Source organism: Micromonospora sp. DT63 (assembly GCF_049841615.1).
Classification (GTDB): domain Bacteria; phylum Actinomycetota; class Actinomycetes; order Mycobacteriales; family Micromonosporaceae; genus Micromonospora.
In genome coordinates this window covers 79,338-105,224 of sequence record NZ_JBNCKQ010000003.1, presented here as the reverse complement: position 1 = coordinate 105,224, position 25,887 = coordinate 79,338, and the positions used below count along the sequence as shown (strand labels likewise).

At 71.8% G+C, this 25,887-nt stretch carries 28 protein-coding genes; 6 read left to right on the top strand and 22 right to left on the bottom strand.

All coding sequences use genetic code 11. The features are described from left to right. Positions 1-7: 7 nt before the first annotated feature. The 3 genes from ACLQ27_RS12820 to ACLQ27_RS12810 form a co-directional block, all read right to left on the bottom strand. On the bottom strand, positions 8-820 hold the full coding sequence (locus tag ACLQ27_RS12820; RefSeq protein ID WP_357491802.1) for an HAD family hydrolase: 813 nt from the start codon (positions 818-820) through the stop codon (positions 8-10). Beyond that, the gene (locus ACLQ27_RS12815; RefSeq protein WP_234582645.1) at positions 820-1,641 is read right to left on the bottom strand and encodes an HAD family hydrolase; all 822 of its coding nucleotides are present in this window, start codon (positions 1,639-1,641) and stop codon (positions 820-822) included. Before ACLQ27_RS12815 ends, ACLQ27_RS12820 begins: the two co-directional genes overlap by 1 nt. A gap of 259 nt (positions 1,642-1,900) precedes the next feature. Continuing rightward, entirely contained in the window at positions 1,901-2,626 is a 726-nt protein-coding gene (locus ACLQ27_RS12810) for a hypothetical protein (RefSeq protein WP_425866916.1), read from the bottom strand. A gap of 174 nt (positions 2,627-2,800) precedes the next feature. Between ACLQ27_RS12810 and ACLQ27_RS12805 the strand changes: the two genes are divergently transcribed. From ACLQ27_RS12805 to ACLQ27_RS12795, 3 genes are all read left to right on the top strand, one after another. Beyond that, positions 2,801-3,232, top strand: a complete 432-nt coding sequence (locus ACLQ27_RS12805) for an OsmC family protein (RefSeq protein ID WP_007453754.1) — start codon at positions 2,801-2,803, stop codon at positions 3,230-3,232. A 196-nt stretch (positions 3,233-3,428) separates the two neighbouring features. Continuing rightward, complete coding sequence (locus ACLQ27_RS12800) at positions 3,429-3,776, top strand: metallopeptidase family protein (protein WP_234582699.1); 348 nt, start codon at positions 3,429-3,431, stop codon at positions 3,774-3,776. Between the two features lie 175 nt (positions 3,777-3,951). Beyond that, entirely contained in the window at positions 3,952-4,674 is a 723-nt protein-coding gene (locus tag ACLQ27_RS12795; RefSeq protein WP_234582643.1) for an AIM24 family protein, read from the top strand. Positions 4,675-4,747: 73 nt separating this feature from the next. Here the strand turns inward: ACLQ27_RS12795 and pheA are convergent, their stop codons facing one another. From pheA to ACLQ27_RS12770, 5 genes are all read right to left on the bottom strand, one after another. After that, on the bottom strand, positions 4,748-5,704 hold the full coding sequence (gene pheA, locus ACLQ27_RS12790; protein WP_425866915.1) for a prephenate dehydratase: 957 nt from the start codon (positions 5,702-5,704) through the stop codon (positions 4,748-4,750). A gap of 10 nt (positions 5,705-5,714) precedes the next feature. After that, entirely contained in the window at positions 5,715-6,338 is a 624-nt protein-coding gene (locus ACLQ27_RS12785; protein ID WP_357491810.1) for a hypothetical protein, read from the bottom strand. Positions 6,339-6,404: 66 nt separating this feature from the next. Then, a complete protein-coding gene (locus ACLQ27_RS12780) occupies positions 6,405-6,794 on the bottom strand; it encodes an ACT domain-containing protein (protein ID WP_357573751.1) in 390 nt (129 codons plus the stop codon). Positions 6,795-6,869: 75 nt separating this feature from the next. Then, on the bottom strand, positions 6,870-7,328 hold the full coding sequence (locus ACLQ27_RS12775) for a hypothetical protein (protein ID WP_357573752.1): 459 nt from the start codon (positions 7,326-7,328) through the stop codon (positions 6,870-6,872). Between the two features lie 167 nt (positions 7,329-7,495). Beyond that, positions 7,496-8,236, bottom strand: coding sequence for a hypothetical protein (locus ACLQ27_RS12770; protein ID WP_234582638.1), 741 nt, complete (start codon positions 8,234-8,236; stop codon positions 7,496-7,498). Between the two features lie 167 nt (positions 8,237-8,403). On the opposite strand from ACLQ27_RS12770, the gene ACLQ27_RS12765 reads away from it, so the two are divergent. Continuing rightward, the gene (locus ACLQ27_RS12765; protein WP_234582637.1) at positions 8,404-9,621 is read left to right on the top strand and encodes an arginine deiminase; all 1,218 of its coding nucleotides are present in this window, start codon (positions 8,404-8,406) and stop codon (positions 9,619-9,621) included. Positions 9,622-9,639: 18 nt separating this feature from the next. Here the strand turns inward: ACLQ27_RS12765 and ACLQ27_RS12760 are convergent, their stop codons facing one another. The 12 genes from ACLQ27_RS12760 to ACLQ27_RS12705 all read right to left on the bottom strand — a co-directional run bounded on the left by ACLQ27_RS12760 (position 9,640) and on the right by ACLQ27_RS12705 (position 21,858). Next, positions 9,640-10,527 carry a DUF5926 family protein gene (locus ACLQ27_RS12760; protein WP_425866913.1) on the bottom strand — a complete coding sequence of 296 codons (888 nt, stop codon included), beginning with the start codon at positions 10,525-10,527 and terminating at the stop codon, positions 9,640-9,642. Positions 10,528-10,589: 62 nt separating this feature from the next. Next, positions 10,590-11,024, bottom strand: coding sequence for an ATP-binding protein (locus tag ACLQ27_RS12755; RefSeq protein ID WP_234582698.1), 435 nt, complete (start codon positions 11,022-11,024; stop codon positions 10,590-10,592). A 61-nt stretch (positions 11,025-11,085) separates the two neighbouring features. Beyond that, positions 11,086-12,540, bottom strand: a complete 1,455-nt coding sequence (locus tag ACLQ27_RS12750) for a PAS domain-containing sensor histidine kinase (protein WP_425866911.1) — start codon at positions 12,538-12,540, stop codon at positions 11,086-11,088. Between the two features lie 152 nt (positions 12,541-12,692). Beyond that, entirely contained in the window at positions 12,693-13,481 is a 789-nt protein-coding gene (locus ACLQ27_RS12745) for a glycerophosphodiester phosphodiesterase (protein WP_425866909.1), read from the bottom strand. A gap of 10 nt (positions 13,482-13,491) precedes the next feature. Next, positions 13,492-13,827, bottom strand: coding sequence for a rhodanese-like domain-containing protein (locus ACLQ27_RS12740; RefSeq protein ID WP_039905019.1), 336 nt, complete (start codon positions 13,825-13,827; stop codon positions 13,492-13,494). A gap of 58 nt (positions 13,828-13,885) precedes the next feature. After that, a complete protein-coding gene (locus tag ACLQ27_RS12735; RefSeq protein ID WP_425867320.1) occupies positions 13,886-14,848 on the bottom strand; it encodes an LCP family protein in 963 nt (320 codons plus the stop codon). 228 nt (positions 14,849-15,076) lie between these two features. Continuing rightward, positions 15,077-16,339: an LCP family protein gene (locus tag ACLQ27_RS12730; protein ID WP_425866907.1), complete on the bottom strand. Its 1,263-nt coding sequence runs from the start codon at positions 16,337-16,339 to the stop codon at positions 15,077-15,079. A 195-nt stretch (positions 16,340-16,534) separates the two neighbouring features. After that, positions 16,535-17,758, bottom strand: coding sequence for an LCP family protein (locus tag ACLQ27_RS12725; RefSeq protein ID WP_357491823.1), 1,224 nt, complete (start codon positions 17,756-17,758; stop codon positions 16,535-16,537). 76 nt (positions 17,759-17,834) lie between these two features. Beyond that, a complete protein-coding gene (locus ACLQ27_RS12720; RefSeq protein ID WP_357575803.1) occupies positions 17,835-18,812 on the bottom strand; it encodes an NAD-dependent epimerase/dehydratase family protein in 978 nt (325 codons plus the stop codon). 82 nt (positions 18,813-18,894) lie between these two features. Beyond that, on the bottom strand, positions 18,895-20,586 hold the full coding sequence (locus tag ACLQ27_RS12715; protein ID WP_357491827.1) for a solute symporter family protein: 1,692 nt from the start codon (positions 20,584-20,586) through the stop codon (positions 18,895-18,897). Continuing rightward, positions 20,564-20,929 carry a DUF485 domain-containing protein gene (locus tag ACLQ27_RS12710; protein ID WP_357491829.1) on the bottom strand — a complete coding sequence of 122 codons (366 nt, stop codon included), beginning with the start codon at positions 20,927-20,929 and terminating at the stop codon, positions 20,564-20,566. The genes ACLQ27_RS12715 and ACLQ27_RS12710 overlap by 23 nt, the downstream gene beginning before the upstream one ends. 176 nt (positions 20,930-21,105) lie before the next feature. Next, entirely contained in the window at positions 21,106-21,858 is a 753-nt protein-coding gene (locus ACLQ27_RS12705) for a flavin reductase family protein (RefSeq protein WP_425867318.1), read from the bottom strand. Between the two features lie 479 nt (positions 21,859-22,337). Here ACLQ27_RS12705 and ACLQ27_RS12700 point away from each other — a divergent pair, with 479 nt between their 5' ends. Next, positions 22,338-23,123, top strand: coding sequence for a helix-turn-helix domain-containing protein (locus ACLQ27_RS12700; RefSeq protein ID WP_357491831.1), 786 nt, complete (start codon positions 22,338-22,340; stop codon positions 23,121-23,123). Further along, on the top strand, positions 23,120-23,335 hold the full coding sequence (locus ACLQ27_RS12695; protein WP_357491833.1) for a DUF397 domain-containing protein: 216 nt from the start codon (positions 23,120-23,122) through the stop codon (positions 23,333-23,335). Before ACLQ27_RS12700 ends, ACLQ27_RS12695 begins: the two co-directional genes overlap by 4 nt. Here the strand turns inward: ACLQ27_RS12695 and ACLQ27_RS12690 are convergent. Beyond that, the gene (locus ACLQ27_RS12690; RefSeq protein ID WP_357491835.1) at positions 23,332-25,035 is read right to left on the bottom strand and encodes an ABC transporter permease; all 1,704 of its coding nucleotides are present in this window, start codon (positions 25,033-25,035) and stop codon (positions 23,332-23,334) included. The two genes, ACLQ27_RS12695 and ACLQ27_RS12690, sit on opposite strands and share 4 nt — an antisense overlap. Beyond that, positions 25,020-25,784: an ABC transporter ATP-binding protein gene (locus tag ACLQ27_RS12685; protein ID WP_234582626.1), complete on the bottom strand. Its 765-nt coding sequence runs from the start codon at positions 25,782-25,784 to the stop codon at positions 25,020-25,022. Before ACLQ27_RS12685 ends, ACLQ27_RS12690 begins: the two co-directional genes overlap by 16 nt. Between the last annotated feature and the right edge of the window lie 103 nt (positions 25,785-25,887).

Here is a 25,887-nt window from a genome sequence, read left to right as displayed (position 1 = left end):
TGGCCGGTCAGTCCACCCCGAAGACCTTCTCCAGGTACGCCGCCACGCCGTCCTCGGAGTTCGCCCCGGTCACCTCGTCGGCGACCGCGAGGACGGCGGGGTGCGCGTTGGCCACCGCCACACCGCGCCCCGCCCAGCTCAGCATCGGCACGTCGTTCGGCATGTCGCCGAAGGCCAGCACGTCCGCCGCGGCCACACCGAGCCGGTCGCAGTACCAGTCGAGCCCGGCCGCCTTGGTCACCCCGGCCGCGGAGATCTCCACCAGGCCCGAGTACGACGAGTGCGTGGCCTCGGCCAGCCCCGCCACCGCCGCGCCGATCAGCTCGACGAACGTGTCCGGGTCCTGCTCCCCGGCTCGGGCGAGCAGCTTCACGGCAGGAAGCGAGAGCAGCTCCTCCGGCGTCTCGACCGGGCGGATCCGGTCGTGGTCGGCGTCCCAGCGCAGCGGGTAGTGCGCCTCGTGCCGCATCTCCCGGCTGTCCAGGATCTCCACCGCGAAGCTGATGTCGGGCACCTCGGCGCGTAGCCGCTCGGCCACCTCCGCCAGGTGCTGCGGCGCGAGCGGATCGGCGCGCAGCACCTCGTCGCGTACCGGGTCATAGACGACGGCGCCGTTGGCGCACACCGCCGGCAGCGGAGCGGCCAGCTGGTCGTACACCATCTTCAGCCAGCGGACCGGACGGCCGGTGACCAGGACGACAGGCGTGCCTCGCGCGGTGATCCGCGCGAGCACGTCGGCGGTGCGCGGGCTGAGCGTGCGGTCGTCGCGGATCAGCGTGCCGTCGATGTCGGTGGCGACAAGCGCAGGGGTGTCTCGCATCACCGGGACAGTAGCCGGTCCAGGTACACCGCCACCCCGTCGTCGTCGTTGCGCAGGGTCACCTCGTCGGCGGCGGCCCGCAGCGTCGGGTGCGCGTTGGCCACCGCGACCCGGGACCAGCCGGCCCACTCGAACATCGGCAGGTCGTTGGGCATGTCGCCGAAGACCAGGACGTCCGCGGGGTCGACCCCCAGGCTCTGCGCCACCACGGTCAGCCCGGTCGCCTTGTCCACGCCGGGCGGGCAGATCTCGATGAACCCGAGCCCGGCCTGGGTGAGCGTGGCGACCTGCGGCGGGACGATCCGGCGGGCCACCGCGAGCAGCTCGTCGACGTGGTGGTCGGCCGTGCGGGCGAACGCCTTGATCACATCGCAGGAGAGGCACTCGGCGCGGCTGCGCGCCTCGAACCGGTCCTGGTAGGGCCAGCTCTCGTGGTAGTCGCCCCAGAGGGGGGCGTCGTGCTCGTCGGACGCCTCGACCATCACGGTCAGCGGACCGACCTCGGCCTCCAGGTCGGCGAGCAGCCGGGCCAGCACCTCGGCGGGCAGCCGCTCGTCGCGCAGCACCACCGGACCGGTCGGGTCGCTCTGGTCGACCACCCGTCCGCCGCCGGCCATCACCAGGAAGTCGGCGGCCCGGATGTCGTTGCGGGTCAGCTCGGTCAGTCGGGGGCCGCGGCCGGTCGCGCCGACCACCGGAATGCCGGCGGCCCGCACCCGGTCGAGCACCCCATGGGTGTACGCGGAGACTGTGTCATCGCTGCGGACCAGCGTTCCGTCGAGGTCGGTCGCGATCAGCTTGGGCAGTCCTGGGCGGGTCATCGTTCCTCCTTCGCCCGCCGCCGTCGCACCTGCCCTGGCCAGGAAAGCGAGGCCCGGCGTGACGGCGGGCAGCAACCGTACCTCGGGAAACGGGCCCGAACCATGTCTTCCAGGCGAATCGGGCACCAACACCAGCCCCGCCCCCCCAGCCCCCGCGATCTTGCACTTTCGGTCGCCGATCTGCGGTGCAATGCACCTTCTGTCCCGGCAGAAAGTGCAAGATCGGCGCGGTTGGGAGGGGTTCGTGCAGGGTCAGGGGTTAGGGGGTGGGGTGTTGGGGGCGGGCGAAGGGGGGCGCTGCGGTTACGGTCAGGTCGGCCGGGGCGGGCGGGCCGTCCTCCCTCTCGACCGGGGCGAGGTGCCGACGGTGCCAGCCCTGTCCCCTCGTGGACGCGGAACCGTCGTCCTCCGCCGGCGTGTTCGGGGCCAGCCGCAGGGCCGCGGCGAGCAGCACGCAGGCCACGAACGCCATCACCAGGCCGCGACCGTACTCGACCCGGAAGTTGTCCTCCGACTCGTAGAAGAAGTTGCGCTGACCGGGGTCGTCGAGCGTCGCCGTCGCCGCGACCAGCAGTGCCAGCAGCGCCCCGCTCAGGGTGAACCCGACCAGTCGGGCGTTCGGCCGGACGGCCGCCGTGCCCCGCAGCGCCAGCGCCACGGTGCAGACCAGCCCGAGCAGACCGACCAGGTAGCCGATGCCGAAGCCGCCGATGTCGGACACGCCGGCGGGCACGTCGATCGAGGTGGAACCGACCGGGCCGCCGTTCGGCAGGGTCATCACCAGCCACTCGCCGAGCAGCGAGGCCACCCCCGCCACCGCGCCGAGCCCCGCGAGCAGCAGGGGCAGACGGGGGTCCCGGGTGATACCCGCCAGGGACCAGCCGAGGCGGCGGCTTCCAGTGGCGGGCTCGTCGGCACCGAACTCGATCACGGCCGACCCGTCGGACGGGTCGCCCTGCCGTGGGATGGGCAGCTCCTCGGACATCGGCCATCCTTCCGCCGGTCGCGGGCCTGCGTCGAATCATGGCACAGGGGGCCGCGCTGGTGCCGTTGCCGAAGCCGCCCGCGTCGCGCCTCCCGCCAGGGTGACGGGGATCGCACGGCAGGCGTCGGTGCCGGTCGGTCGCTCGGGAGGCACGTTTCGGCTAGCGTTCTCCTCATGCCTATCCGTACCGCTTCCGCACAATGGCAGGGCAATCTCACCGAGGGTTCCGGCACCGTCCGCACCGGTAAGGGCGGCCTGTCCGGCAACTACTCCTTCAAGTCGCGCTTCGAGGAGGGTGAGGGCACCAACCCCGAGGAGCTGATCGCCGCCGCGCACGCGGGCTGCTTCTCGATGGCGTTCTCGAAGGCCCTCGCCGACGCCGGCTCGACGCCCACCTCGGTCGAGACCACCGCCAAGGTCCACCTGGACAAGACCGACGCCGGGATGAGCGTGACCCGGATCGACCTGGAGACCGTCGGCCAGGTGCCCGGGGTCGACGAGGCGGAGTTCCAGAAGCTCGCCGAGGCCGCCAAGGCCAACTGCCCGATCTCCCGGCTGCTCTCGCCGGGCGCCGAGATCACCCTCACCGCTCGCCTGGCTTCCTGACCCAGCGACGTACGCCGCACGTTCACGGAAGGGGCCTCGCCCGGCTCCCGGGCGGCCGCTCTCTTTCGTGAACGCGCGGCCCCGGCCTGGGCCAGCCGAGCGCGGCCCCGGCCTGGGTGGCCGAGCGCGGCCCCGGCCGTGGCCGAGCGTGAGCCGGCCGACCGGTGCGACGTCGGGCAGAATGGACGCCGTGCCGGTGGACATGACTCGCGAGCGCTTCGAGGAGCTGGTGGCTGACGCCCTCGACGAAGTTCCCGAGGAACTGCTCGGCCTGATGAGCAACGTGGTGATCCTGGTCGAGGACGACCCACCGCACACCGACCCCGACCTGCTCGGCCTCTACGAGGGGCACGCGCTGACCGATCGGGGCTGGGACTACTCCGGCGTGCTGCCGGACCGGATCTTCATCTACCGCCGTCCGATCCTGCGGATCTGCGACAGCGACGAGGACGTCGTCGACGAGGTCGCGGTGACAGTGGTGCACGAAATCGCCCACCACTTCGGCATCGACGACGCGCGACTGCACGCACTGGGCTGGGGCTGACCCGGGCGCACACGGCGACCCCCGGCGCACACGGCGATTCCCTGGCCGCACGCGGCGACCGTTCGCTGCCTACCGCCACGCCCGAGCGCGGCACGCCGCTCGGCCGATGGCCCCTGGTTGCCCTGGTCGCCTACCGTCGGTGCAGCTACCGCGACCGTTTCAGGAGGCACCTTTCATGCGCAGCGAGCTGTTCTCGGCGGAGAATCTGGAGAAGGAGTCCGCGCAGGCCGGCATGCGGCTACAGAACTCCAAGATGTTGAAGATCGAGCTCAACGGCGAGGCGATGGCCCGGGTCGGGTCGATGGTCGCCTACCAGGGCAACGTGCAGTTCCAGGCGCTGGGCTCGGGTGGGCTCGGCAAGTTCCTCAAGCAGAAGCTCACCGGCGAGGGCGTCCCGCTGATGAAGGTCACCGGCCAGGGGGACGTCTTCCTCGCCGAGCTGGCCAAGGACGTGCACATCATCGACCTGGAGCCGGGCGACGCGCTCTCCATCAACGGTTCCAGCGTGCTGGCCTTCGACTCGACCCTCCAGTACGACATCAGGATGGTCGGCGGCGCCGGCATGGCCTCCTCGTCCGGCCTGTTCAACTGCGTGTTCAGCGGTTACGGCCGGATCGCCATCACGACCAAGGGCACCCCTGTGGTGCTCAACGTGGACGCCCCGACGTACGTCGACCCGCAGGCCGCCGTCTGCTGGTCGGCCAACCTCCAGACCGGCTACCACCGGGCTGAGCAGCTCGGTCTCGGCACGCTGCTGGGCCGGCGCACCGGCGAGTCGTTCACGATGAGCTTCGCCGGTCAGGGCTTCGTGGTGGTGCAGCCGTCCGAGGAGCCCCCGGTCATGGGCAGCGGTCAGCAGCAGCAGGAGGGCGGTCTGCTCGGCGGTCTGCTGAGCTGACCACCGACGCGGGTACGGGCGCTCCCGGTCGCACCGGGGCGCCCGTACGCGTGTTGCGCGCCTGCTCGGCCGGTCAGCTCAACTCGCCGGTGCGCAGCCGGGCCAGCCAGGCTGCCGCGTCGGCGTAGTCGACGTCCGAGAGGCCTGCCGGCGCGGGCACCTGCCGCTCGCCCGCCGCGTCGACCCAGCGATGGCGGGGGTACGACCCCAGGAAGCGGACGTCGGCGCACACCCGGCGCAGCCCCTGCAACGCCTCGCCCAGGCGTACGTCGGCCACGTGGCCCGTGCAGTCGAGGAAGAAGACGTACCGGCCCAGGGCCTCGCCGGTCGGGCGGGACTCGATCCGGGTCAGGTTGACGCCGCGGACGGCCAGCTCCATCAGCACCGACAGCAGCGCGCCGACCCGGTCGTGGGCGATGTAGACGGCCAGCGAGGTGAGGTCGTCGCCGGTCGGCGGTGGGGGCGGCCCGGGGCGGGAGACCAGGACGAAACGGGTCACGGCGTCGGGGTGGTCGGCGATCTTGTCGGCGAGCAGGGCGAGTCGGTGTCGGGCCGCCCCGATCGGCGCGCAGATCGCCGCGTCGTACTCGCCGGAACCCGCGCCGGCGGCAGCCGCGCCGTTGGAGAGCACGTCGACGACCACGGCGTCGGGGACGTGGTCACGCAGCCAGCCCCGGCACTGGGTGGACGCCTGCGGGTGCGCCGCGACCGTGCGGACCGCCGACAGCGCGGTGCCGGCTCGCGCGGCGAGCACGAACTCGACCGGCAGGATCACCTCCCGGGTGATCACCAGCGGATCGCCCTCGGCCATCTCGTCCAGGGTGACGCCGACCGCCCCGCCGATCGAGTTCTCCAGCGGCACCAGCGCCGCGTCGGCATCCGAGGCCCGGACGCTGTCCAGTGCCTCACCGACGCTGCGGGCCGGAGTCCGGGTGCCACGCTCGGCGGCGGGAACGGTGCGCAGGGCCTGCTCGGCGAAGGTGCCCTCCGGGCCGAGGTAGACGAAACGCGTGGGCGGTGTTCCGGGCATGTCGACCAGACTACGCACCCGGCCGGGCCGCCGGATCGTCATCGCAGGCGAGCGTACGGATCCCGGCCGGCCCGGTGGCGCGGACCTCGATGGTGCACACGTCGGTGCCGGCGGTGACCAGCTCCGGGGCGGCGGGCCGACCCCGGGTGACAACCTGAAGTTCCTCGTGCCCGGTCACCTCCAGCACCGTGTACTGCCAGTCGGCGGCGCACAGCGGCCCGGTGCGGACCCGGACCCGCACGTTGTCCGGGAGCACCGAGGCCCGGCCTTTCAGCAGTTGCACCACCCGCTGCCCGGTCGGACCGTTCCGGCAGGCCGTCGCGACCAGGCCCGGTTCCCGGCTGGCCGACGGGGTCACGGCCGGTGGGGCGCTTGGCACGGTGGACGGCGTGCCCGTCGGGACGCCGGTCGAGGAGGGTGCCGTCGGGGTGCCGGCGCCGGTGGGCAGCCCGGCCGGGTCGTGCAGCTCGGGAGGGGCGCCGCAGCCGGCCAGCGCCCCGATGGCCAGGAGCGCCAGCAGGGCCCCGGCCACTGGCAGCGCACGAACCGCCACGGACGTGATGGCGGTTGTCGCCCGGGTCGGGGGAGCCGGGTGGCGGGGCGGGGTGAACGGCACGGGCCGATCCTCGGACATCGGGAAACGTCGTTGCGGCCGGGGTGGCCGAGCCCATCGTAGGGCGAGTGGTCGGCCGGGTGAAGCTCAGCCGAGGACGCGGTGCCCGGCACGCTCCAGGGCGGCCCTGCCCTCGGTCAACCGGACGGTCGGCACCAGCACGTAGTCGGTGTCGAAGGTGGAGAACGTGACCACGCTGACCCGGGCCGCGGCGAGCGGGTCGACCAGCGCCGCCAGTGTGCCGGTGCCGTCCACGCCCGGCGGGCCGACGACGCGCAGGCAACGCCAGGTGGTCTCCACCACTGCCTTGGCGGGCACCCGGTCGGTAGGGCAGATCACCGAGATCCCGTCGGCGGTCCAGCTCACCGTGACCACGTCGGCGCGGCCCAGCTCACTCGACAGTGCGGCCGGCAGGGCGGCGCCGGCACTCAACCGGCACACGGCGTACTCCCCCGGCAGCAGATCGATATTGAGCATGAAGGCACCTTACGGCGTGGGTGTGGGACCGTCCCGCCATCGGCGCGTGCGGCGAACGACACATTGCGCCGCAGGTCAGACCTCTGAGAAGAAGGTGAGCGAGCCGGCCACGGCACCGTTGGTGAGGACCGGGGTGGAGATCGCGTCGACCGTCGCGTCGGAGCTGTCCGCCGAGGCAGCCTGCACCCGCAGCAGCCCACGGGCGAGGCGGCCGGAGGAGAGCGCCAGCAGGGGCGGGATCTTGTCGATCTCGGCCTCGGTCAGCTCGCCCCGGTTGGCGGTGAAATCCAGCAGGCGCAGCCCGCCGTCGAGCAGCGGTCGCCCGATCAGGCCGGCCGGGTCACCCAGACAGAGCAGCTCACAGCCGGCGGTGGAGATGGCCACGACCCGGGTGTCGGCGTCGATCAGCAGGCAGGGCTCATCGGCCCGGCCGACCGTCGAGGACCACTGGCCGACATTGTCGGACCCCAGCTCTGTCGAGGCCCGCGCCGACGGCACGAACACTTCCGAGAGCGAGAGTTCGACGTGGGCCACCGCGCCTCCTATGTCCACCGACGGACTGTCCACGCTAGCCGGTCGCCGACGGAATCACCGAGCGCACCAGGTCACCGAACCGCACAGCTCGAACCGGGGCGGCCGGCGACGGCGCGGGAGCCGGTGGGTAGGTGGGGGACCGGGGCCGCGTGGCGTCGCCGGTGACGTTACCGGCGGTGGGCCGGCTTGTCAGCGGCCGTTCGGCCCTCGTCGTACCACCGGTAGTCGGCCGATGGACGGTACGTGCCGTTCAGCCAGGTGCTCGGGTGCTGTGCCACCCGGGACAGCTTCTCGGCCGTGGCCGGGCTGATCCGGCTGCCACCGGCCACGAGGAGCCGATCCAGCTCTCGGTGGGTGGCCATCAGACAGTCCTTCGGAAGGCCGTAGACGCTGATCACGCCGGAGCCCACGAAGGTCAGCACCGGCGTCACCGGGATGGTCAGCCCCACCGCGTCAGAGAGGGCCTTGCTGGCCCGCCTGGCGTCCCGCCGGGCCTCGGTGACGTACGGAGGCCGCTTGCCGTTGATCTGCACGACGTCCCCGGCGACGAGCACCCGGGCCCGGCCGTGGTCGGCGATGGTCACCGCGAACAGGCCGCTCGGCCCGATGGCGAGGAACCCGGCGCGGTCGTCCTGGGTGCGGTCGAGCAGGACGTCCGCCACGTCGGTGCGGGGCCACTCGATGACGTGCCAGGCCGGCCCGAGATGGTCGAGCTGGCCGAGCGCTCGTGCTCCGGCCGCCTCCAGTCGACGGGCGCCCCGCTCGGCACGGCGGCGGCGGGCCCATTCGAGCGGTGTGGGACGGACCGGCTCCAGAGCCCCGGGCGACTCGACGCGGGGGTGGGGCACCGCGATGGGCGGCAGTGCCCTGGCGGTCGGTACGGCTCGTCGTGCGGGAAAGACAGTCATCGTCGTCGACCTCCGGCAAAAGGTCCCTCGAAGTTATGTCCTCACTACCCTACGTTGCCACTGTGGGTGTTCGGCAAGCCGGAGCGCCGGAGTGACTGTGGATGAATGCCATATTCATCCACAGTTCTTTTCTCGGATGCCGCCAAACCCTGCCCTACGCTGCGGGGGTGACCCACTACGTCGACAGTGAAGTCGGCCGGCTCGGCACCGTGCTGCTGCACCGGCCCGGCCCGGAACTGGCCCGGCTCACCCCCCGCAACAACGACTCGCTCCTGTTCGACGCGATCCCCTGGGTCGGCCGCGCCCAGGAGGAGCACGACGCGTTCGCCGCCGCGCTGCGCGAGCGCGGGGTCGAAGTGCTCTACCTGGCCACCCTGCTGGCCGAGACGCTGGCCGTCGAGGACGCCCGCGCCGAGTTGACCGAGGAGGTGCTGCGCTCCCGTCGCCTCGGCGACACGCTCCGCGCCCGGGTCGCCGACCACCTCGCCTATCTGGACCCGGTCGCGTTGGCCGACGTGCTCACCGCCGGGCTCGCCCACGAGGAACTGCGGATCAGCTCGGAGCGGCCGGGCGGCCTGGTCTACACCCTGATGGACCGGCACGACTTCGTCATCGACCCGCTGCCGAACCTGCTGTTCACCCGGGACTCGTCGCTGTGGATCGGCGACCGGGTCGGCGTCACCAGCCTGGCCATGCCGGCCCGACGCCGGGAGACCACCCTGACCGACGCCATCTACCGCCACCATCCACGCTTCGCCGGCACCCAGTTCGTCTACCGCCCCAACCTGGAGCACCTGGAGGGCGGGGACGTCCTGCTGCTCGCACCCGGCGTCCTGGCGGTCGGGGTGGGCGAGCGGACCACCCCGGCCGGCGCCGAACGCCTCGGCCGGCAGGTCTTCGCCGCCGGGCTGGCCCACACCATCCTGGTGGTGCCGATCGCGCAGAAGCGCGCCACCATGCACCTGGACACCGTGTGCACGATGGTCGACGCCGACGCGGTGCTGATGTATCCGAACATCGCCAGCACGCTCTCGGCGTACACCGTGATCGCCGGCGCGGACGGCGAGGACCCGCGCGTGGACGGCCCGGCGCCCTTCCTGCGGGCCGCCGCCGACGCGATGGACCTGGACCAGCTCCGGGTCATCGACACCGGCCTGGACCCGGTCACCGCGGAACGCGAGCAGTGGGACGACGGCAACAACACCCTCGCCCTGGCACCCCGGCTCTGCGTCGGCTACGAGCGCAACACGGAGACCAACGCGCAGTTGGAGCGGGCCGGCATCGAGGTCATCCCGATCGCCGGCTCGGAGCTGGGCTCCGGCCGGGGAGGCCCGCGCTGCATGTCCTGCCCGATCGTCCGCGACCCGCTGCCCGTCAACGGGTGAACGGGCAGCGAGCCGGGGTCAGCGCAGGGTGAGTTGGCGGCCGAGCAGCCCCTGGCGGGCCCGCCGGCCGGCGGCGTCCAGCGGTTCGGTGGTGGCGAGCGCCTCGGCGTACCGCTTGGCGAACTGCGCGACCGGGTCCTCCCACTCGGCGGCCGGAGTCTCCTCGGGCAGGTCCCACACCGGCACCAGCCGGCCGTGCGCGCGGAACATCCCGGCGAACTTGGTCTGCTCGCCGAGCGTCAGCGTGCCGGCCGCGCCGAGGCGGGCCAGCGCGTCCAGGGCGGCGTCCTCGTCGTCCGGCAGCACCCAGCGCACGTGCGACTTCTCCGGGACCCGGCACCAGTACGCGGCCTTCGCGGCGGTCATCCGCACGGTCGGGTAGATGGCGGCGTTCGCCCGCTCCAGCGACGCCTGGACGCTCGGGTCGTCGGTCGCGCCGGGGTCGAGCCAGAACTCGAACCCGTCGTGCATGGTGATCTCCAGCGGGCCGTCCACCAGGATGTCCTGCAGACGCGGCCCGGGACCGGGCAGCGGTGGTACGGACACCTGGCCGCCCGGCTCGGCCCGCAGCGCGCAGAGCAGCGCCTCGGCCAGGTCCCGGGAGACGTCGCCGGACTGCTGGTGGCGTTGCAGACCGATGAGCACCCGGCCGTCCGGCTTGCTCACCGCGGGCGCGGCCATCGGCAGCACGGTGGCGAGCGTGACCGACCGCTCCCCGAATTCCTCGACGAGGGCCGGCGCCAGCCGCAGCGGCGCGGACGCGGCGGGCACCAACTCGCGCAGCGCGATCCACTCGACCTCGTCGGCCAGCCCCTCGAACGGTCGCGGCACGAAGACGTCGCGCACCTTGTCCTTCCGGGGCGCGGTGTCGGCGGCGGTTCGCTGGCTCTTTCGACGCTTGCTCACGGCGTCACAGCCTAAGGCCCCGCCGGTCCCACCGTGGGCCGGACCCACCCGGCCCGACGATGTCAGCCGGCCGTCACCAGGCCGGAACGCGGGGGCGCGGTGGGCCGCGAGGTGCGGGGTGGATCGAACTCCGCCCACACGCGCTGGCCCATGCCGTCCCGCTCGACGCCCCAGCGGGTCGCCAGGCCGGCCACGATGTGCAGACCCCGCCCGTCCGCGGCGTCCGGGTTGGCCGTGCGGATCCGCGGGCTGGTGCCCGCGCCGCCGTCGGTCACCCGCAACTGGATCCGGGGGCCCTCGGCCGAGGGCCGCAGCCGCCACGCCACCCGGACCACGCCGCCGGGCAGCGGTCGGGCGTGCCGGACCGAGTTGCCCACCAGCTCGGCGAGCACCGCGATCAGATCCGCGAGAAGCGCCGGGGCCACGACGTCAGCCAGGTCGCCGGCGAGCCGGTGTCGTGCCAGCCGTGCGCCGGCGGGGTGGTGGGGAACCACCACGCACCACGCCCGATCCCTCACTGCCGCTGCCACCGTCGCCTCCACGTCGCGCCACCGTCGGTCAACCGCGCGGTAGCCGCACCTCTGCGACCGTACCGCCGTCGGTCCTCGGACGTAGGGATACCCATCCATTCTGTTGTTCAACGATCCGGCGGACGAGATAGAGGCCGAGCCCCGCTCCCGGGTAGCCGCGCCGGTCGCCGGACTCGCCCTGCCAGAACCTGTCGAACGCCCGCTCCACGTGCTCCGGCCGGATGCCGATGCCCCGGTCTTTGACCCGGAACGCGACCAACTGGCCGTCCACCCCGGCGGTGATCTCGATGGGGGAGCCCGGCGGTGAGTACTTGCCGGCGTTGGTCGCCAGCTCGGTCAGCACGGTGGCCAGGCTGGGCCGGTGGCCGAGCGCCTTGGGCAGGTCGGCCGGGAGGCGCAGCGTCAGCCGGTGCCGCAGATCCGCCGGCAGGTCCACGGTGGCGGCGCGCAGCGCCTCACCGAGGTCGAACGGGGTCGGTGGGTCGTCCCCCGGCCCCGCCTCGGCCGCCGAGGAGAGCAGTCTGTCGACCAGCCGGGCCAGCTCGTTGGCGCGCTGCCCGATCACCCGGGCGGCCTGTCGCCGGTCGCCCTCGGTCAGCGACTCCCAGTGGTCGGTGAGGGTGTCCGCGTACCCCTTGATGACGGTGACCGGCGTACGCAGCTCGTGGCTGGTGACCGCGACGAACAGCTCCCGGTCGTGATCGCGGCGCTGCTGGTCGGTGATGTCGCGGAAGGTGACCACCCGCAGCGCGCCCGGGCCGGGCAGGTCGCCGGAGGTGATGCGCAGCCAGCGTCCGTCCGGCAGCCGGTGGTCACGGACCTGGCCGGAAGGCGGCAACGGGAACGGTAGCGGGCCGCTCAGCGCCTGCTCCGCTGTCCGGCCGGTGACCTGGGCGGCGGCCGGGTTCCAGAGCCGGACGTGGCCGTCGCGGTCGACCACCGCCAACCCGTCGGCGAGCGCCGCCACCACCGGCCCGTCGCCGTGCACCGGCAGCCCGCTCTGGTCGCCGTACATGTGCGCGATGCACGAGGCGAGGTAGGCGAGCACCCCCTGCTGCTCGGCGCCCGGGTCGTCGTCGCCCGGGTAGAGGGCGTGCAGGCTGCCGACGGTGTGACCGCCGATCTCGGCCCGGGACACCACCATCCGCCGCAAGCCGCTGCCGGCCAGCTCGGCGGCGAGCTTGCCGTTGAGCTCGGTCACCCGGACCTGGCTCACCCGTGGCCCGGAGAGCAGGCAGACGGTGTCCGGGTCGTCCACCGCGAGCGGTCGGCCGAGCGCCCACTCCGCCGCGCCGGTGGCCGCGATCACCCGGCCGCCGGTCGGGCCGAACTCGACGAACGCCATTCCGGTCGCGTTGAGCGCCGGTTGGGTCACCAGAAGGAGCTGGGTGAGGACCGGTAGGCCCGCGTCCCCAGAATTGATCATCTCGATCACGGCGGCCTGGCCGGCGAGGAGAGCGGGAAAATCGATACGCTCCGGCATGTGCCGAGTCTGCCCCGCCGGTCCGGCTTTCGGCACCCCCGGTTGTCGCGCAGGCGGTCGGCGCGCTGAACGGCCAGCTCGGCGTTGTCGCGCAGGCGTAAGGTGCCGGCGCTGTCGGCACGCTGCACGGCCAGCTCGGCGTCGAGGGCCGTTCAGCGGTCCCGGCGGGCCAGGACGTGCGCTGGTCGGTCGGTGATGATCCCGTCCACCTCCTCGGCCAGCACCAGCTCCAGGTCGGCCGGCTCGTTGACCGTCCAGACGTACACCTGGTTGCCGGCGGCGCGCAGCGCGGGCAGCAGGCGCGGTCGGGCCCGGACCAGGCCGATGCCCGGCCCGGCGATGCGGGTGCCGAACGGCAGTCGGCCCAGCCGCAGCCAGGGCGGCAGCACCTCCAGCAACAGCACCGTGGGCAGCGCGGGGGCCAGCTCCCGGACCCGTCGCACCGCCAGCGGGGAGAACGACATGACGGTGACCTGGACCGGGTCGTCCGGCGCAGGGTCGGCCAGCCCGTACCGCCGCAGCAGGTCGACCAGCCGCCGCTCCACGTTCGAGCCGTAGCGGGACGGGTGTTTCGTCTCCACCAGCAGCCGGACCGGCCGCCCGGCGGCGAGCACCGCGTCGAGCAGCCGGGCCAGCGTCAACAGCCGGGTGTGCGACTCGTCCGGCGGCAGGTCGCCGCTCGGCGCGCTGCCCGGATGCCAGGAGCCGAAGTCCAGCGCGTCCAGCTCGGCGAGCGTACGCGCGCTGACCAGACCACTGCCGTTGCTGGTGCGGTCCAGTCGCCGGTCGTGCACGCAGACCAGGTGCCCGTCCCGGGTCAGCCGGACGTCGCACTCCAGCCCGTCGGCACCCTCGTCGAGGGCGCGCAGATACGCGGCGAGGGTGTGCTCCGGAAGGTCGTACGAGGCGCCGCGGTGCGCGAAGACCAGAGGCCCGCCCATTCCGGCCGCCTCAGATGACCTGGCCGGGCTGCCCGTTCGCGTCGACCACCGGACGGCCGACCGCTGCCCACTGGCGCATCCCGCCGTCGGCGTTCCGCACCTGCTCCCAGCCGTTGTTGACCAGGTAGGCGACGACCTGGGCGGAACGTCCACCGGAGCGGCAGATGACTGCCACGTCCCGGTCGGTGGGCACCTCGGCCAGCCGCGCCGGCAGCTCCATCATCGGCAGGTGGTGGGCGGTGGGTGCGTGGCCGGCCGCCCATTCGTCGGCCTCCCGCACGTCGAGCAGGTAGGTGTCGTCGGCGATCTCGGTCACGGGCACGGTGGGAACCTGGGGTCCGAACACAGGAAGCAACACTAGATCCTCGCGGGCCGGATCGGCACCGAACCGGCCGTCGGTACGGTCACAACCGGGTCACCCAGCGCGGGTTGGCCTGCGCCCAGGCCGGTACGCGGGTCCCCCGGACGGCCTCGAAGAGCCCGTTGCCGCCGTTGTCGAGCACCACGTACGAGACCTGGTCGATGGTCTGCGGTGACGACGGCACCTGGACGCCGTGCATCCCGTCGGGCGGCAGCGCGCGGAGCGCGAGGAGCAGGTCCTCCAGGGGTACGCCGTTGGTGTCGACGGTCAACGAGCCGCCGACCGCGCGGAGCACCTGGTCCAGTTTGACGGGGTTGTTGCGCAGGTCGGCGTTGCCGGCGCTGTCCAGCATCGCCTTCAAGAGCTGCTGCTGGTGGTGCTGCCTGTCGAAGTCGCCGTTGGGCAGGTCGTAGCGCTGCCGCACGTAGTCCAACGCCTGCGCCCCGTCCATCCGCTGGCAGCCGGTGGGGAAGACGCGGTTGGTGTGGATCGAGCGGACCTCGGTGTCCACGCACATCTGCACCCCGCCGAGGAGGTCGATCACCTTCTTGAAACCGGAGAAGTCGATCAGCGCGGCGCCGTCGAAGCGGATGCCGGTGAGCCGGTTCAGGGTGACGGAGAGCAGTCGGGTGCCGGCCTGCCCGCCGCCGCCGTGCTCGTACGCCGCATTGATCTTGTCTGGACCGCCGCCGAAGCCGTTCGCGGGTGGGATGGAGACCAGCAGGTCACGCGGGATGGAGACCAGGTACGCCTCCCGCCGTCCGGCGGGCACGTGCACGATGAGGATGGTGTCCGAGCGCTGGTCCGGTTCGCTGCTGCCGGCGCGTCGGTCGGTGCCGATGAGCAGGTAGTTGAGCGGCCCGTCCAGGTCGGTCCGGTCGGTGCGGGCGTCGGCGTCGAGCAGCTGTTCCTTGGTCACCGTCCGGTCGTACCGGTGGGTCAGCGTCTTGAGCCCGATGAGGGCGAGCCCGGCCAGCAGGACGAGGGCCAGACCGACGCCGAGCAGGACGCGTGACCAGCGGGTGCGGCGGGGCGCGGCCGGGCGTGCCCGGTCCGCTGCGTTCCGCCCCCACCTGGACGTGACCGCCTCCCCGCAGCCGATACGTGAAACCTGCTCACGTCAGGCTACGGTCGGTAGCGGACCGGTTGCCGGGCTTTCCGCGACTTCAAGCGACACAGCCTCGGGTGACGGCGCGGCCTGAGGCGGCGGCCGCCTCAGGCGACGCGGCGGCCGTCACTTGCGGCCGGAGATCACCTCGGGGTGGGAGAAGACGAACTCGGCGAGCTTGTCCTGCTTGACCGCCTCGAACATCTGCATTGTTTCCTCGTTCAACGCCTCGCGGTTGTTGCTGTTGCCGTTGAAGCTGCCGTTGTTGGTCTTCAACATCGTCAGCTCGTTCGCGGTGACCCCACGCATGGTGAAGATGAAGTTCTCGATCGGCACGCCGCCGGTGTCCAGGACGAACGCCTTGCCGGCCGCCTTGATCAACTGGTTCAGCTTGGCCGGGTTGGTCAGCATGCCGCCGTCGGTGGCCTTGCGCGCCATCGCCTTGATCAGTTGCTGCTGGTTCTGCTGACGGTCGTAGTCGCCGCCGGGGAGCCCGTAGCGCTGCCGCGCGTAGTCGAGGGCGGCCCAGCCCTCCATCTCCTGGCAGCCCTTCTTGTGCACCACCGGGGTCATCTGCTTGCCGGTCTTCTTGGCGTCGGCGTTCCACATCGGCTTGCCGTCGACGAACGACATGTGCTTCGACTTGACCTCGTGACTCACGCAGATCTTCACGGTGCCCAGGGTGTCGATGACGTTCTTGAAGCCACCGAAGTTGATGATCGCCGCGCCGTCGAAGCTGACCCCGGTGAGGCGCTTGATCGTCTGCGCCATCAACTGGGCGCCGCCCTCCCAGCCGCCGCCGTTGCGGGCGCCGGCCTGGAACGCGGCATTGATCTTGTCGGTGCCACCGGCGAAGCCGCTCTTCTTGAAGGGCGGGATCTGCGCCTCGGTGTCCCGGGGGATCGAGATCAGGTACGCCTGGTCGTGCGAGGCCGGGATGTGCAGGATGATGATGCTGTCCGAGCGGACGTCGTCGGCGGCCCACCGCTCGCGCGCGTCCACGCCGAGTAGCAGCATGTCGATCGGGCCGTCGAGGCTCGCGCCGCCCTCCGCGTCGGTCTTGCCGGCATCACCGAGCAGGTTGCGTTGGGCGATGTCCCCGGTCGCCTGGCCGATCAGCACCTTGCTGCCGACGATCGCCACTCCGCTGCTGAGCATCAGCACCGCACCGAAGATCACGGTCAGTCGGGCCCAGAGCGGATCCTTGCGCTTGGGCCGCTTCTTCGCCGGCCCCTTGCCGCCCGTCCGGCCGTTGCCGCCGCCGCCCGGCGGACGACCGCCCGGCCCTCCACCTGAAGGGCCCGGCTGCGCGGGAATGGACGCGGCGGTCCGGCCGCTCGGGGCTGCGGCTCCGGGGGACGAAGGGCGACGGCTGGCCTGAACCGGCATGCGTGCTCCAGCTCGTGATCAGGAGGGGGCGGCCCTACTGTACGTACATCAATTCGAGTTTGCGAGTTCATCTGGGCTCGACTCGGTCGCCGGGCGTTGTCAACCGGGCGATCGTCGCCACGTGATGACCGTAAAGGCGAGGCCCTCTCGGCTCCGGGTGGACCGCGTCGCCGGCGACGCGGTCCACCCCTGCGCTCAGCCCCCGTCGGTGTTCTTCGGCGGGTTGGCCTTGACCCAGTCCGCCATGGTGTCGGCCGACATGGCCTGGTACATCGCCAGCGCCTTCTCCCGGTCCGACACCACCACCGACTCGCCGTTGATGGTGTCGCTGCCCGAGTTCGGGCTGGTCAGGAACGTGAGGTTCTGCCCGCGCAGGTTGCGGAACTGCACCGCCATGTCCGTCACCGAGAAGCCCTGGTCGACGGTCACCGCGGCGGTCACCGACTTGAGGAAGTCGTTGAGCTTCTTCGGGTTCGCCAGGGTGCCGGTGCTCGCCGCCTTGTCCATCAGCGCCCGCAGGAACTCCTGCTGGTGCCGCATCCGGGCGAAGTCGCCGTCCGGGAACTGCTTGCGCTGCCGGATCCAGTCCAGCGCCTCCGCGCCGTCCATGTGGTTGGTGCCCTTGGTGAAGGTCCGGTACGGCTTGTGGATCGAGGTGATCGTCCGCTCCACCTTCAGGTCCACCCCGCCGAGGGCATCGGTGACCTCCTTGAACCCGCCGAAGTCGATAGCCATCACGTGGTCGATCCGGACGTCGGTGAAGCACTCCACGGTGCGGACCGCCAGCGGCAGGCCGCCGAACGCGAACGCCGCGTTGATCTTCGCGCGCTGGCCGGAGCCGCAGTCCGCTCCGGCGCTCTGGGGGATCGGCACGTACAGGTCACGCGGGATGGAGACCAGGTACGCCGACTGGTGGTCGGCCGGGATGTGCATGACGATGACCGTGTCGGCCCGCCACTGGCTCTTGGTGTCGACAGGCGCGTCCGGGTCCCGGGAGTCGCTGCCGACCAGCAGGATGTTCAACGCGCCGTCGACGGGCTTCGCCGGCCGACCTCCGGTGATCTCCGCGAACGGGTCGGTGCGGGCCAGATCGTTGTTGAGGTTGCGCGCGTACAGCCAGGCGCCCAGGCCGCCGAGCAGCGCCAACACCAGCACCGCGACCCCGGCCACCAGGCCGATCCGCCCCCAGCGCGGCCGGGGGCCACGCCGTCCCGGCCCGCCGGCGCCACCGGGCCGGCCAGGTCCCGTCGGCCCTCCCGGGCCGCCCGGGCCGGGCTGCTGCTCGTCGTGCGACGGATACCAGCGCGCCTCGGCGGGACGCGCGCGTCCGGAGGCGCCCCGGTCGGGGCCGGGCACCGAAGCGCGCCCGGTGCTGCGGTGCAGGTGCGGGTGAGGAACGCCGGCAGAGGTCGCTGACATGTAACTCAGGGTACGTAGCGGGAGCCACTACCGCCCTCAGGCGACACTCAGCGACCGGTGTTCCGCCGTGACCTGGTTACCCTAGCCGCGCCCGGAAGTACTCGATCGTGCGTCGCAGGCCGTCTTCGGGCGCCACGGTCGGCTCGTATCCGAGCAGTTCACGGGCGAGGGTCAGATCGGGGCGGCGCATCTCCGGGTCGTCCGAGCTGCGGGTGATGTACGTCACCTGCGAGCTGCTGTCGGAGAGCGACACGATCAACTCGGCGAGTTGCCGCATGGACAGCTCGTGCTCGGTGCCGCAGTTGACCGGGCCGGTCTCGGTCGAGTCGAGCAGCAGCAGGATGCCCCGCACCAGGTCCTCGACGAAGCAGATCGACCGGGTCTGGTTGCCGGTGCCGTGCACGGTGATCGGCTCGCCGCGCAGCGCCTGGGAGATGAAGGTGGGGATGGCCCGGCCGTCGTCCGGGCGCATCCGCGGGCCGTACGTGTTGAAGATCCGCACGATCGCCGCGTCCAGCCCGCGGTAGCGGTGGTACGCCATCGTCGCGGCCTCGGAGAAGCGCTTCGCCTCGTCGTAGACGCTGCGGACGCCGATCGGGTTGACGTTGCCCCAGTAGGTCTCGCGCTGCGGGTGCTCCTTCGGATCCCCGTACGCCTCGGAGGTCGAGGCCATCAGGAACCGGGCGCCGTCGGCGACCGCGCGCTCCAGCAGGTGCAGGGTGCCCACCGAGCCGACCCGGAGGATCTCCACCGGCAGTTGCGCGAAGTCGGTGGGGCTGGCCGGCGAGGCCATGTGCAGGATCGCGTCGAACCGCTCGGCGAGGGCCGGGTGGTGCGTCGGCAGGCCGTCGGAGATGTCCGCCTCGACCAGGGTGAAGGTTGGCCGGTCGAGCAGGTGGGCGACGTTCTCCTTGGAACCGGTGACGAAGTTGTCCAGCGCCACCACCGTGCAGCCCCGGGCGATCAGGGAGTCGACCAGGTGCGACGGGACGAAACCGGCGCCGCCGGTGACGAGAACGCGGTGACCGGGACCGAAGCGCTCAGCAACCTTCATGCCGGTCAGCCTACCGACCCCCGTTTACCGCGAGAGGCCCCCTGTCGACGCGTGGCGTCGACAGGGGGCCCCGTGTCGAGGGTCAGTGGGCGCCCGAACCGGTGAGGGCGCGCACCTCCAGCTCCGCGTACTTCTCCTCGTCGTGCTCCTTGGAGATGAGGGTGCCGATCCACCCGCACAGGAAGCCGAACGGGATGGACAGGATGCCCGGGTTGGACAGCGGGAACCACTGCCAGTCGTGGTCCGGGAACATCGACGTCGCCGCGCCCGAGACCACAGGTGAGAAGAACACCAGCACCACTGCCGAGAGCAGACCGCCGTAGATCGCCCAGACCGCTCCGGAGGTGTTGAACCGCCGCCAGAACAGGCTGTAGAGGATCGCCGGCAGGTTGCCCGAGGCGGCGACCGCGAAGGCCAGCGCCACGAGGAACGCCACGTTGAGGTTCTGCGCGAAGATCGACAGGAGGATGGAGATCGCGCCGATCACCAGGGCGGAGATCCGGGCGACCCGTACCTCCTGGCGCTCCGACGTTTCGCCCTTCTTCAGGACGTTCGCGTAGAAGTCGTGCGCCAGGCTGGACGAGGAGGCCAGGGTCAACCCGGCGACCACGGCCAGGATGGTGGCGAAGGCAACCGCCGCGATGATCGCCAGCAGGGCCGCGCCGCCCAGGTCGCCGCCGAAGAACTCCAGGCCGAGCGCCTCGGCGAGCTGCGGTGCGGCAGTGTTGCCGGCCTTGTCCTGCGCGGTGATGGCCTCGCTGCCGACCAGTGCCGCCGCGCCGAAGCCGAGGGCCAGGGTGAGCAGGTAGAACGTGCCGATGATGCCGATCGCCCAGAGCACGCTCTTGCGGGCCGCCTTGGCGGTCGGCACGGTGTAGAAGCGGATCAGGATGTGCGGCAGACCGGCCGTGCCGAGCACCAGGGCGATGCCGAGCGAGAGCAGGTCCATCTTGTTGTAGAAGGTCTGCGTCGCGTTGCCGGCGACCTCCACGCCGTAGCGCAGGCCCGGCCCCAGGAGCTTGTCGCCCTTGCCGGACGACGAGGCGGCGGCACCGAGCAGCTCGGACAGGTTGAAGTGGAACTTGGCCAGCACCAGCACGGTCATCAGCAGCGCGCCGGTCATCAGCAGGAACGCCTTGACGATCTGCACGTACGTGGTGCCCTTCATGCCACCCACGGTCACGTAGATGATCATCAGAGCGCCGACCATGATGATGGTCGCCACCTTGGCGGTGGCCGCGTCCATGCCGAGGAAGGTCGTTCCCGGCTTGATGCCGAGCAGCAGAGCCACCAGCGCGCCGGCGCCCACCATCTGGGCCAGCAGGTAGAAGATCGACACCGTGATGGTGGAGACCGCCGCCGCCGTCCGCACCGGGCGCTGCCGCATCCGGAAGGCCAGCACGTCGGCCATCGTGTACCGGCCGGAGTTGCGCAGCAGCTCCGCGACCAGCAGGAGGGCGACCAGCCAGGCGACCAGGAAGCCGATCGAGTAGAGGAAGCCGTCGTAGCCGTAGAGGGCGATGATGCCGGCGATGCCGAGGAACGAGGCGGCGGACATGTAGTCGCCGCCGATAGCCATGCCGTTCTGGAAGCCGGAGAAGGAACGACCGCCCGCGTAGAAGTCGGTGGCCGTCTTGGTCTGCCGGCTGGCCCAGATGGTGATGCCCAGGGTCACCGCCACGAAGACCAGGAACAGCGTGATCGTCAGGTTGCGGGCCGTGTGGTTGGGGGCCTCGGCCGCGAGGAGCAGGTCAGCCGCGTGGACCGTTGTCATGGGTCACCTCCCCGATCTCGGCACGGATCCGGTCGGCGACCGGGTCGATCTTCCGGTCCGCGTACCGGGAGTAGAGCCAGGCGATCACGAACGTGGAGACGAACTGGAGCAGGCCGAAGACCAGCGCGACGTTGATGTTGCTGCCGAACAGCTTCGTGCCCATGAAGTCCCGGGCGTAGGCGCAGAGAATGACGTAGAGCGCGTACCACAGGAAGAACGCGACGGTCATCGGGAAGACGAAGCCGCGCAGCGCGCGCCGCAGCCCGGCGAACTCGTCCGACCGTTGCACGGCCAGGTACTTGTCCGGCTGGGAAGCGGTAGGCGCGGGTGTGTCCGTGGACATCTGTGGATCACCACCTTCACAGGCGTCGGGGGTAGTTTCCGCGCACCGTAGAGAGCGCGCTCCCGAACGGGGAAGGCCGAGATCGACGCCGGTCGTCGAGTGCGCCGAGCGGTTGGCTGGCTGCGCCGAGTGACCCAGGTCACTCCGGTGACCGGTCGGTTCGCGGGCCGCCCAGGTCAGCCCGGCAGCTCGTGGTAGCGACCCCGGTAATGCAGCAGCGGTGCGGCCTCCTCGGCCAGGTCGACCGCCTCGATGGTGGCCTCCACCAGCAGGCCCCAGCCGTACTCCCGGGCGGTGTCCAGGCGACAGCCCACCCAGCCGCCGGCGTCGCTCGGCACCGGCCCGTACGGCGTCTCGGTCCACGTGCCGGTGGCGAACAGCCCTCCCGGGGCGGGGAAGAGGCCGGCGAACCGGTCGGCGAGCTGGCGGTGCGCCGGTCCGAGCGGCGCTACCGCGAAACGGCCCGCCTCCTCGACCGCGGCCCAGAGGTCGGACTCCGCGTCGATCAACCCGAGCAGCCGATCCGGCTCCCCCTCGGCGATCAGGGTGGACGAGACGGTCAGGCCCGCCGGACCGGGCGCCGTCCAGAGGGTCACCGGCGCCGCAAGCCGACCCCGCAGCCGGCGGACCGGCGACCGCTGCCCGGTCGGCACCGCGAACGGGTCGGTGTGGTGGATCTCGGCACCCGGCTCATGATTCACGTGAAACATTGTGCCGCCCCGGACCCGCGCCCAACCCAGGAAGCGCTCGTGCAGGTCGGCGGGTCGTCCGTTGAGCCGGGCGAGTTGATCGCCCGCCTCCGCCATCAGGGTGCCCAGGTGGACCAGCAGCGCGGTGCGGTCGTGCCGGTAGTCCGCGAGCAACGCCAGCCGCGCCGGCTGGCACGGCCAGAGCGCGCCGCAGCCCCGACACCGCCACAGCGGCCGCATCGGCACGTGCGGCCGGCTCACCGCGCACCGCCGGCGGTAGGCGTCGGGCGCCCCGGGCCGCGCGGTCGCTCGGCCGCCGGGGGGTAACGCTCGAATAAGCGTGATGCCTGTGAGTCATTAAAATGACTCAGAGGCATCACGCTCGTTGGCATGGCACGCTCCCCGGCCCGACTCGCCGCGCCGCCGCGTGCCGGCTGGATCGCGCCCGGCACGGCCGTCGACGCCACGATCCTCAGCGGATACGACCACCGCGCCCCGTTCCCAGCGAGGACTGACCCGAGCATGAGGAATCCCTCCCGGTCGACGAGGGCCGCCCCGATCGGGGGATGACCGGGGCGGCCCGACGCAGGACCGACCGCCGGGACGTCGCCTCCACCGGCCGGGCCGCGCGTTCTCCACCCTGGACTCCCGGCTGTGGGCAGGGGAGTATTCCAGGGCTTACTACGCAGCGCGGTCACGTACTTACCGGGAAGGTAAGGATGAACATCGAGATGTGGGTACGGGCGTTGAAGTCCGCCCGGGCTGGTGCCGAGGTCTCCCAGGAAGCGCTGGCGACCGTCATCAGGTGGAGTCCGTCCACGGTGGCCGCCATCGAGACCGGCCGCCGCCGGCCAACGATGGAGTTCGCGGTCGCCGCGGACGAGGCTCTCGCCACCGGGGGCCTCCTCGCCGAACTCCTCAGGGCCGCCGACCGGCAGAGGTTGCCGAGCTGGTTCGTCCCGTGGCGTCACCACGAAGAGGAAGCGATCCGGCTGTGTGAATTCGAGCCGTGCCTGATTCCTGGCCTGCTCCAAACCGAGGAGTATGCCCGAGCGGTGATCTCGGCCGGTGGCCTGAACCCGGTCAACGTGGTGAACGACCTGGTTGCGGTCCGGTTGGATCGGCAGCAGTTGTGGCAGCGCGCAGAGCCGCCGCAGTGCGTGTTCGTCCTGGACGAGATCGCCCTACGACGCCCCGTGGGTGGACCGGCGGCACTGGACGCTCAGCTCGGTCGGCTGCTGGAACTCGCCGTCCTGCCCAGCGTCAGGTTGCACGTGGTGCCGCTCGATATCGGGGCGCACGTCGGCCTGACCGGCGGATTTCTGCTCGCGGAACTGCCCGATGGTGAACGGGTCACCTACGTGGAAGACGTCGCTCGTGGACACGTGATTGACGACCCCGACGTCGTCCGTCTGATTGGTCGGAAATGGGATAGCCTGCTCGGCGAGGCGCTGTCCGCTGGCGCTTCGCTGGATCTGATCCGGAAGCTGAAGGTGACGCCGTGACCGTTACTCAACCGCTGTGGCGGACATCGACCAGATCCGGCGACACCGGTGGCGCCTGCGTCGAGGTGGCGGACAATCTGCCCGGTGTCGTGCTGGTGCGGGACAGCAAGGATCGCTCCGGTCCGACGCTCACCTTCGCTCCGGCCGCGTGGCGTGACTTCGTTGCCCAGGCCGCTCTGACTGCCCAGGGCGCCGGCCGGAACGCCGGTTAACGACGTGGGGTGACAGTGGCCAGCAGTTCCGGCTGACGGCGGTCCAGCACGTCGCCGGCCAGGTACGCGCCGAGCAACGCCGCGCCCAGCCCGTACGCCGCACCGACCGGCAGGGCCAGCCAGAGCCAGGCGCTGCCGAGCAGCGCGGCAGCCACCACCATCGGCACCCCGATGACCGTCGTGATGATCATGGACAGCAGGGTGAGCAGGCCCTTCGCCACGCCCGCGCCGCTGTTCATCGCGAACGGGTTGCTCGTCTCCGGCAGCGAATACGCCGCGAGCACCGAGACGAAACTGTTCACCGCCAGCCCCGCGCCGTAGGTGGCGGCCAGGCTGCCCAGCATCAGCCCGATCCATCCCGGTCGACCAAGGAGCGCCGACAGCACCACCGCGACGACAGCCAGCATCGGCAGGACGTACAACGAGAATGCGGTCATCCGCGCGCGCAGCTCGACCCGACCGGGCACGCCGGCCACGACGTTCGCCGCGTACGCGTTGCCGTCGAAGCCGAACTGGTTGGCCAGGGTGACCGAGGCGAGTACGCCGACGAAGAGCATCGAGACGGTGACCACGACGGGGGAGCTGTCGCCGACAGCCGCCGTGAACCCCGCGCCGTCCTCGGCCGCGAAGTCCCCGCCCGTGACGTTGATCAACACGGGCACGAAGATGCCGACCACCGCGATCGTGATCAGGTTGGCCCGGCGACGGGCGTCCCGCCACCAGTAACGGGCCTCCCGGGCGACCAGCGCGCCGAACCGGTCCCGCCGGACCCAGCCTGCGGCCCGGGGAAACAGCTGGGCGACCGCCCCACCTGTGACACCGCGCTGCGCGGGGGCCTTGCCGGTGCTCGCCGTGCCCACCATCGCCGACTCCAGCGAGCGGGACCACCAGGCCAGCAGGGCGACGATCGCCGCCACTGTGATCAGCAGCTTGAGCGGGGCGGCCCACACCCGCCCCTGCGCCACGTCGATGCCGACGGTCCACGGGGCTCCGAACGGCGTCCACCCGAGCACCGTCGCGGCACCGGTCAGCCGGGTCCAGTCCGTCTCGCGCAGCGCCGCCAGGCCGACGATCTGCAACGGCCCGAGCAGCGCGGCGGCCACCGCCAGCAGCACGGCCGCCAGGTCCCGCACCCGGCGGGACCGCAACATGCTGGCGAAAGCGCTGGTCACCGCCCGGCTGGCGGCCACACAGAGCAGCAACCCGGCGAGTACGCCGACCACTGCCACCAGGCCGGCGGACCAGCCGCCCAACGCCCAGGCGGTCAGCACCAGCCCCAGCACGGCGACCGACATCGCCAGCACCGGCACGCTGACCAGCGCGGCGGCGAACAGGCCGGTGACCAACGTGCGGCGCGGCAGCGGCAGCAGCGCGAACCGGGCCGGGTCCAGCGTCTCGTCCACGCCGAAGAAGACCAGGGGCAGCAGCAGCCAACCGAGCACCAGCAGGCCACCGCCGGCGGCAGCGATCAGCACCGCGTACCTGCCGTTGTCGGCCAGGCCCGGCGCGGCGAAGAGGAAGAAGCCGCTGGCCGCGAACCACAGCCCGACCAGCGCGCCACCGATGAACAGCGCGACCCGCCAGCCCTGACCCCGGAAGTTGTTGCCCATCACCCGCAGCTTGAGGCGCACGAAGTGGCGGGCGGAGACCGTCCGCGCCGGACCGGCGGGCGCGGCGGCGACGTTCACCGGGAGAGCCATGACAGCTCGTCACCGGTCGCGGTGCGCCCGCCGACCACCTCGACGAAGACCTGCTCCAGCGAGCGGCCGCCGCGGACGTCCGCGATCGTGCCGACGCGCTTGATGGTGCCCTGGGCGAGGATCGCCACGTGCGAGCACAGCCGCTCGACGACCTCCATGACGTGACTGGAGAAGATGACCGTGCCCCCGCCGGCCGCGTAGCGGGTGAGGATGTCGCGGATCAGCGCCGCCGACACCGGGTCGACCGCCTCGAACGGCTCGTCCAGCACCAGCACCCGGGGGCCGTGCAGCAGCGCGCAGGCCAGGCCGATCTTCTTTTTCATGCCCGCCGAGTAGTCCACCACCAGCGTCCGGCCGGCGTCGCCGAGTGCCAACACGTCGAGCAGCTCCGCGGCCCGCTGGTCGACCACCGCCGGATCCATCCCCCGCAACAGCCCGTGGTACGCCAGCAGCTCCGCACCGGTCAGCCGGTCGAACAGGCGTACCCCGTCTGGCATTACGCCGAGCAGCCGCTTGGCCGCGACCGGATCGCGCCACACGTCCTGGCCGAGCACCCACGCCGAACCGGCGTCCGGCCGCAACAGCCCGACCGCCATCGACAGCGTGGTGGTCTTGCCGGCGCCGTTCGGGCCGAGCAGTCCGTAGAAGGAGCCGGCCGGTACGTCCAGGTCGACGCCCGCCACCGCGATCGTGCCGTCGAACCGCTTCGCCAGGCCACGCAGCGCGAGCGCGGGGTGCTCACCAGTCATGGGCCCGACGTTATCCGCCGACCGCCAGTTCCGCCGTCCGGCCGCGGATGGACCCGGGGTCATCCCCGAGGCGGAGTTCGTAGTCTTCCCTCGACTTCTGAAG

Bases quoted from the DNA above. Each gene is read 5' to 3' on its own strand.
- ACLQ27_RS12745 (WP_425866909.1), bottom strand. From the start codon at position 13,481: ATGGGCGGGCCTCTGGTCTTCGCGCACCGCGGCGCCTCGTACGACCTT.
- ACLQ27_RS12730 (WP_425866907.1), bottom strand. From the start codon at position 16,339: ATGCCGGTTCAGGCCAGCCGTCGCCCTTCGTCCCCCGGAGCCGCAGCC.
- ACLQ27_RS12815 (WP_234582645.1), bottom strand. From the start codon at position 1,641: ATGACCCGCCCAGGACTGCCCAAGCTGATCGCGACCGACCTCGACGGA.
- ACLQ27_RS12710 (WP_357491829.1), bottom strand. From the start codon at position 20,929: ATGTCCACGGACACACCCGCGCCTACCGCTTCCCAGCCGGACAAGTAC.
- ACLQ27_RS12820 (WP_357491802.1), bottom strand. From the start codon at position 820: ATGCGAGACACCCCTGCGCTTGTCGCCACCGACATCGACGGCACGCTG.
- ACLQ27_RS12720 (WP_357575803.1), bottom strand. From the start codon at position 18,812: ATGAAGGTTGCTGAGCGCTTCGGTCCCGGTCACCGCGTTCTCGTCACC.
- ACLQ27_RS12770 (WP_234582638.1), bottom strand. From the start codon at position 8,236: ATGACTGTCTTTCCCGCACGACGAGCCGTACCGACCGCCAGGGCACTG.
- pheA (WP_425866915.1), bottom strand. From the start codon at position 5,704: ATGCCCGGAACACCGCCCACGCGTTTCGTCTACCTCGGCCCGGAGGGC.
- ACLQ27_RS12700 (WP_357491831.1), top strand. From the start codon at position 22,338: ATGAACATCGAGATGTGGGTACGGGCGTTGAAGTCCGCCCGGGCTGGT.
- ACLQ27_RS12715 (WP_357491827.1), bottom strand. From the start codon at position 20,586: ATGACAACGGTCCACGCGGCTGACCTGCTCCTCGCGGCCGAGGCCCCC.
- ACLQ27_RS12685 (WP_234582626.1), bottom strand. From the start codon at position 25,784: ATGACTGGTGAGCACCCCGCGCTCGCGCTGCGTGGCCTGGCGAAGCGG.
- ACLQ27_RS12725 (WP_357491823.1), bottom strand. From the start codon at position 17,758: ATGTCAGCGACCTCTGCCGGCGTTCCTCACCCGCACCTGCACCGCAGC.
- ACLQ27_RS12785 (WP_357491810.1), bottom strand. From the start codon at position 6,338: ATGTCCGAGGATCGGCCCGTGCCGTTCACCCCGCCCCGCCACCCGGCT.
- ACLQ27_RS12810 (WP_425866916.1), bottom strand. From the start codon at position 2,626: ATGTCCGAGGAGCTGCCCATCCCACGGCAGGGCGACCCGTCCGACGGG.
- ACLQ27_RS12780 (WP_357573751.1), bottom strand. From the start codon at position 6,794: ATGCTCAATATCGATCTGCTGCCGGGGGAGTACGCCGTGTGCCGGTTG.
- ACLQ27_RS12805 (WP_007453754.1), top strand. From the start codon at position 2,801: ATGCCTATCCGTACCGCTTCCGCACAATGGCAGGGCAATCTCACCGAG.
- ACLQ27_RS12795 (WP_234582643.1), top strand. From the start codon at position 3,952: ATGCGCAGCGAGCTGTTCTCGGCGGAGAATCTGGAGAAGGAGTCCGCG.
- ACLQ27_RS12705 (WP_425867318.1), bottom strand. From the start codon at position 21,858: ATGCGGCCGCTGTGGCGGTGTCGGGGCTGCGGCGCGCTCTGGCCGTGC.
- ACLQ27_RS12690 (WP_357491835.1), bottom strand. From the start codon at position 25,035: ATGGCTCTCCCGGTGAACGTCGCCGCCGCGCCCGCCGGTCCGGCGCGG.
- ACLQ27_RS12750 (WP_425866911.1), bottom strand. From the start codon at position 12,540: ATGCCGGAGCGTATCGATTTTCCCGCTCTCCTCGCCGGCCAGGCCGCC.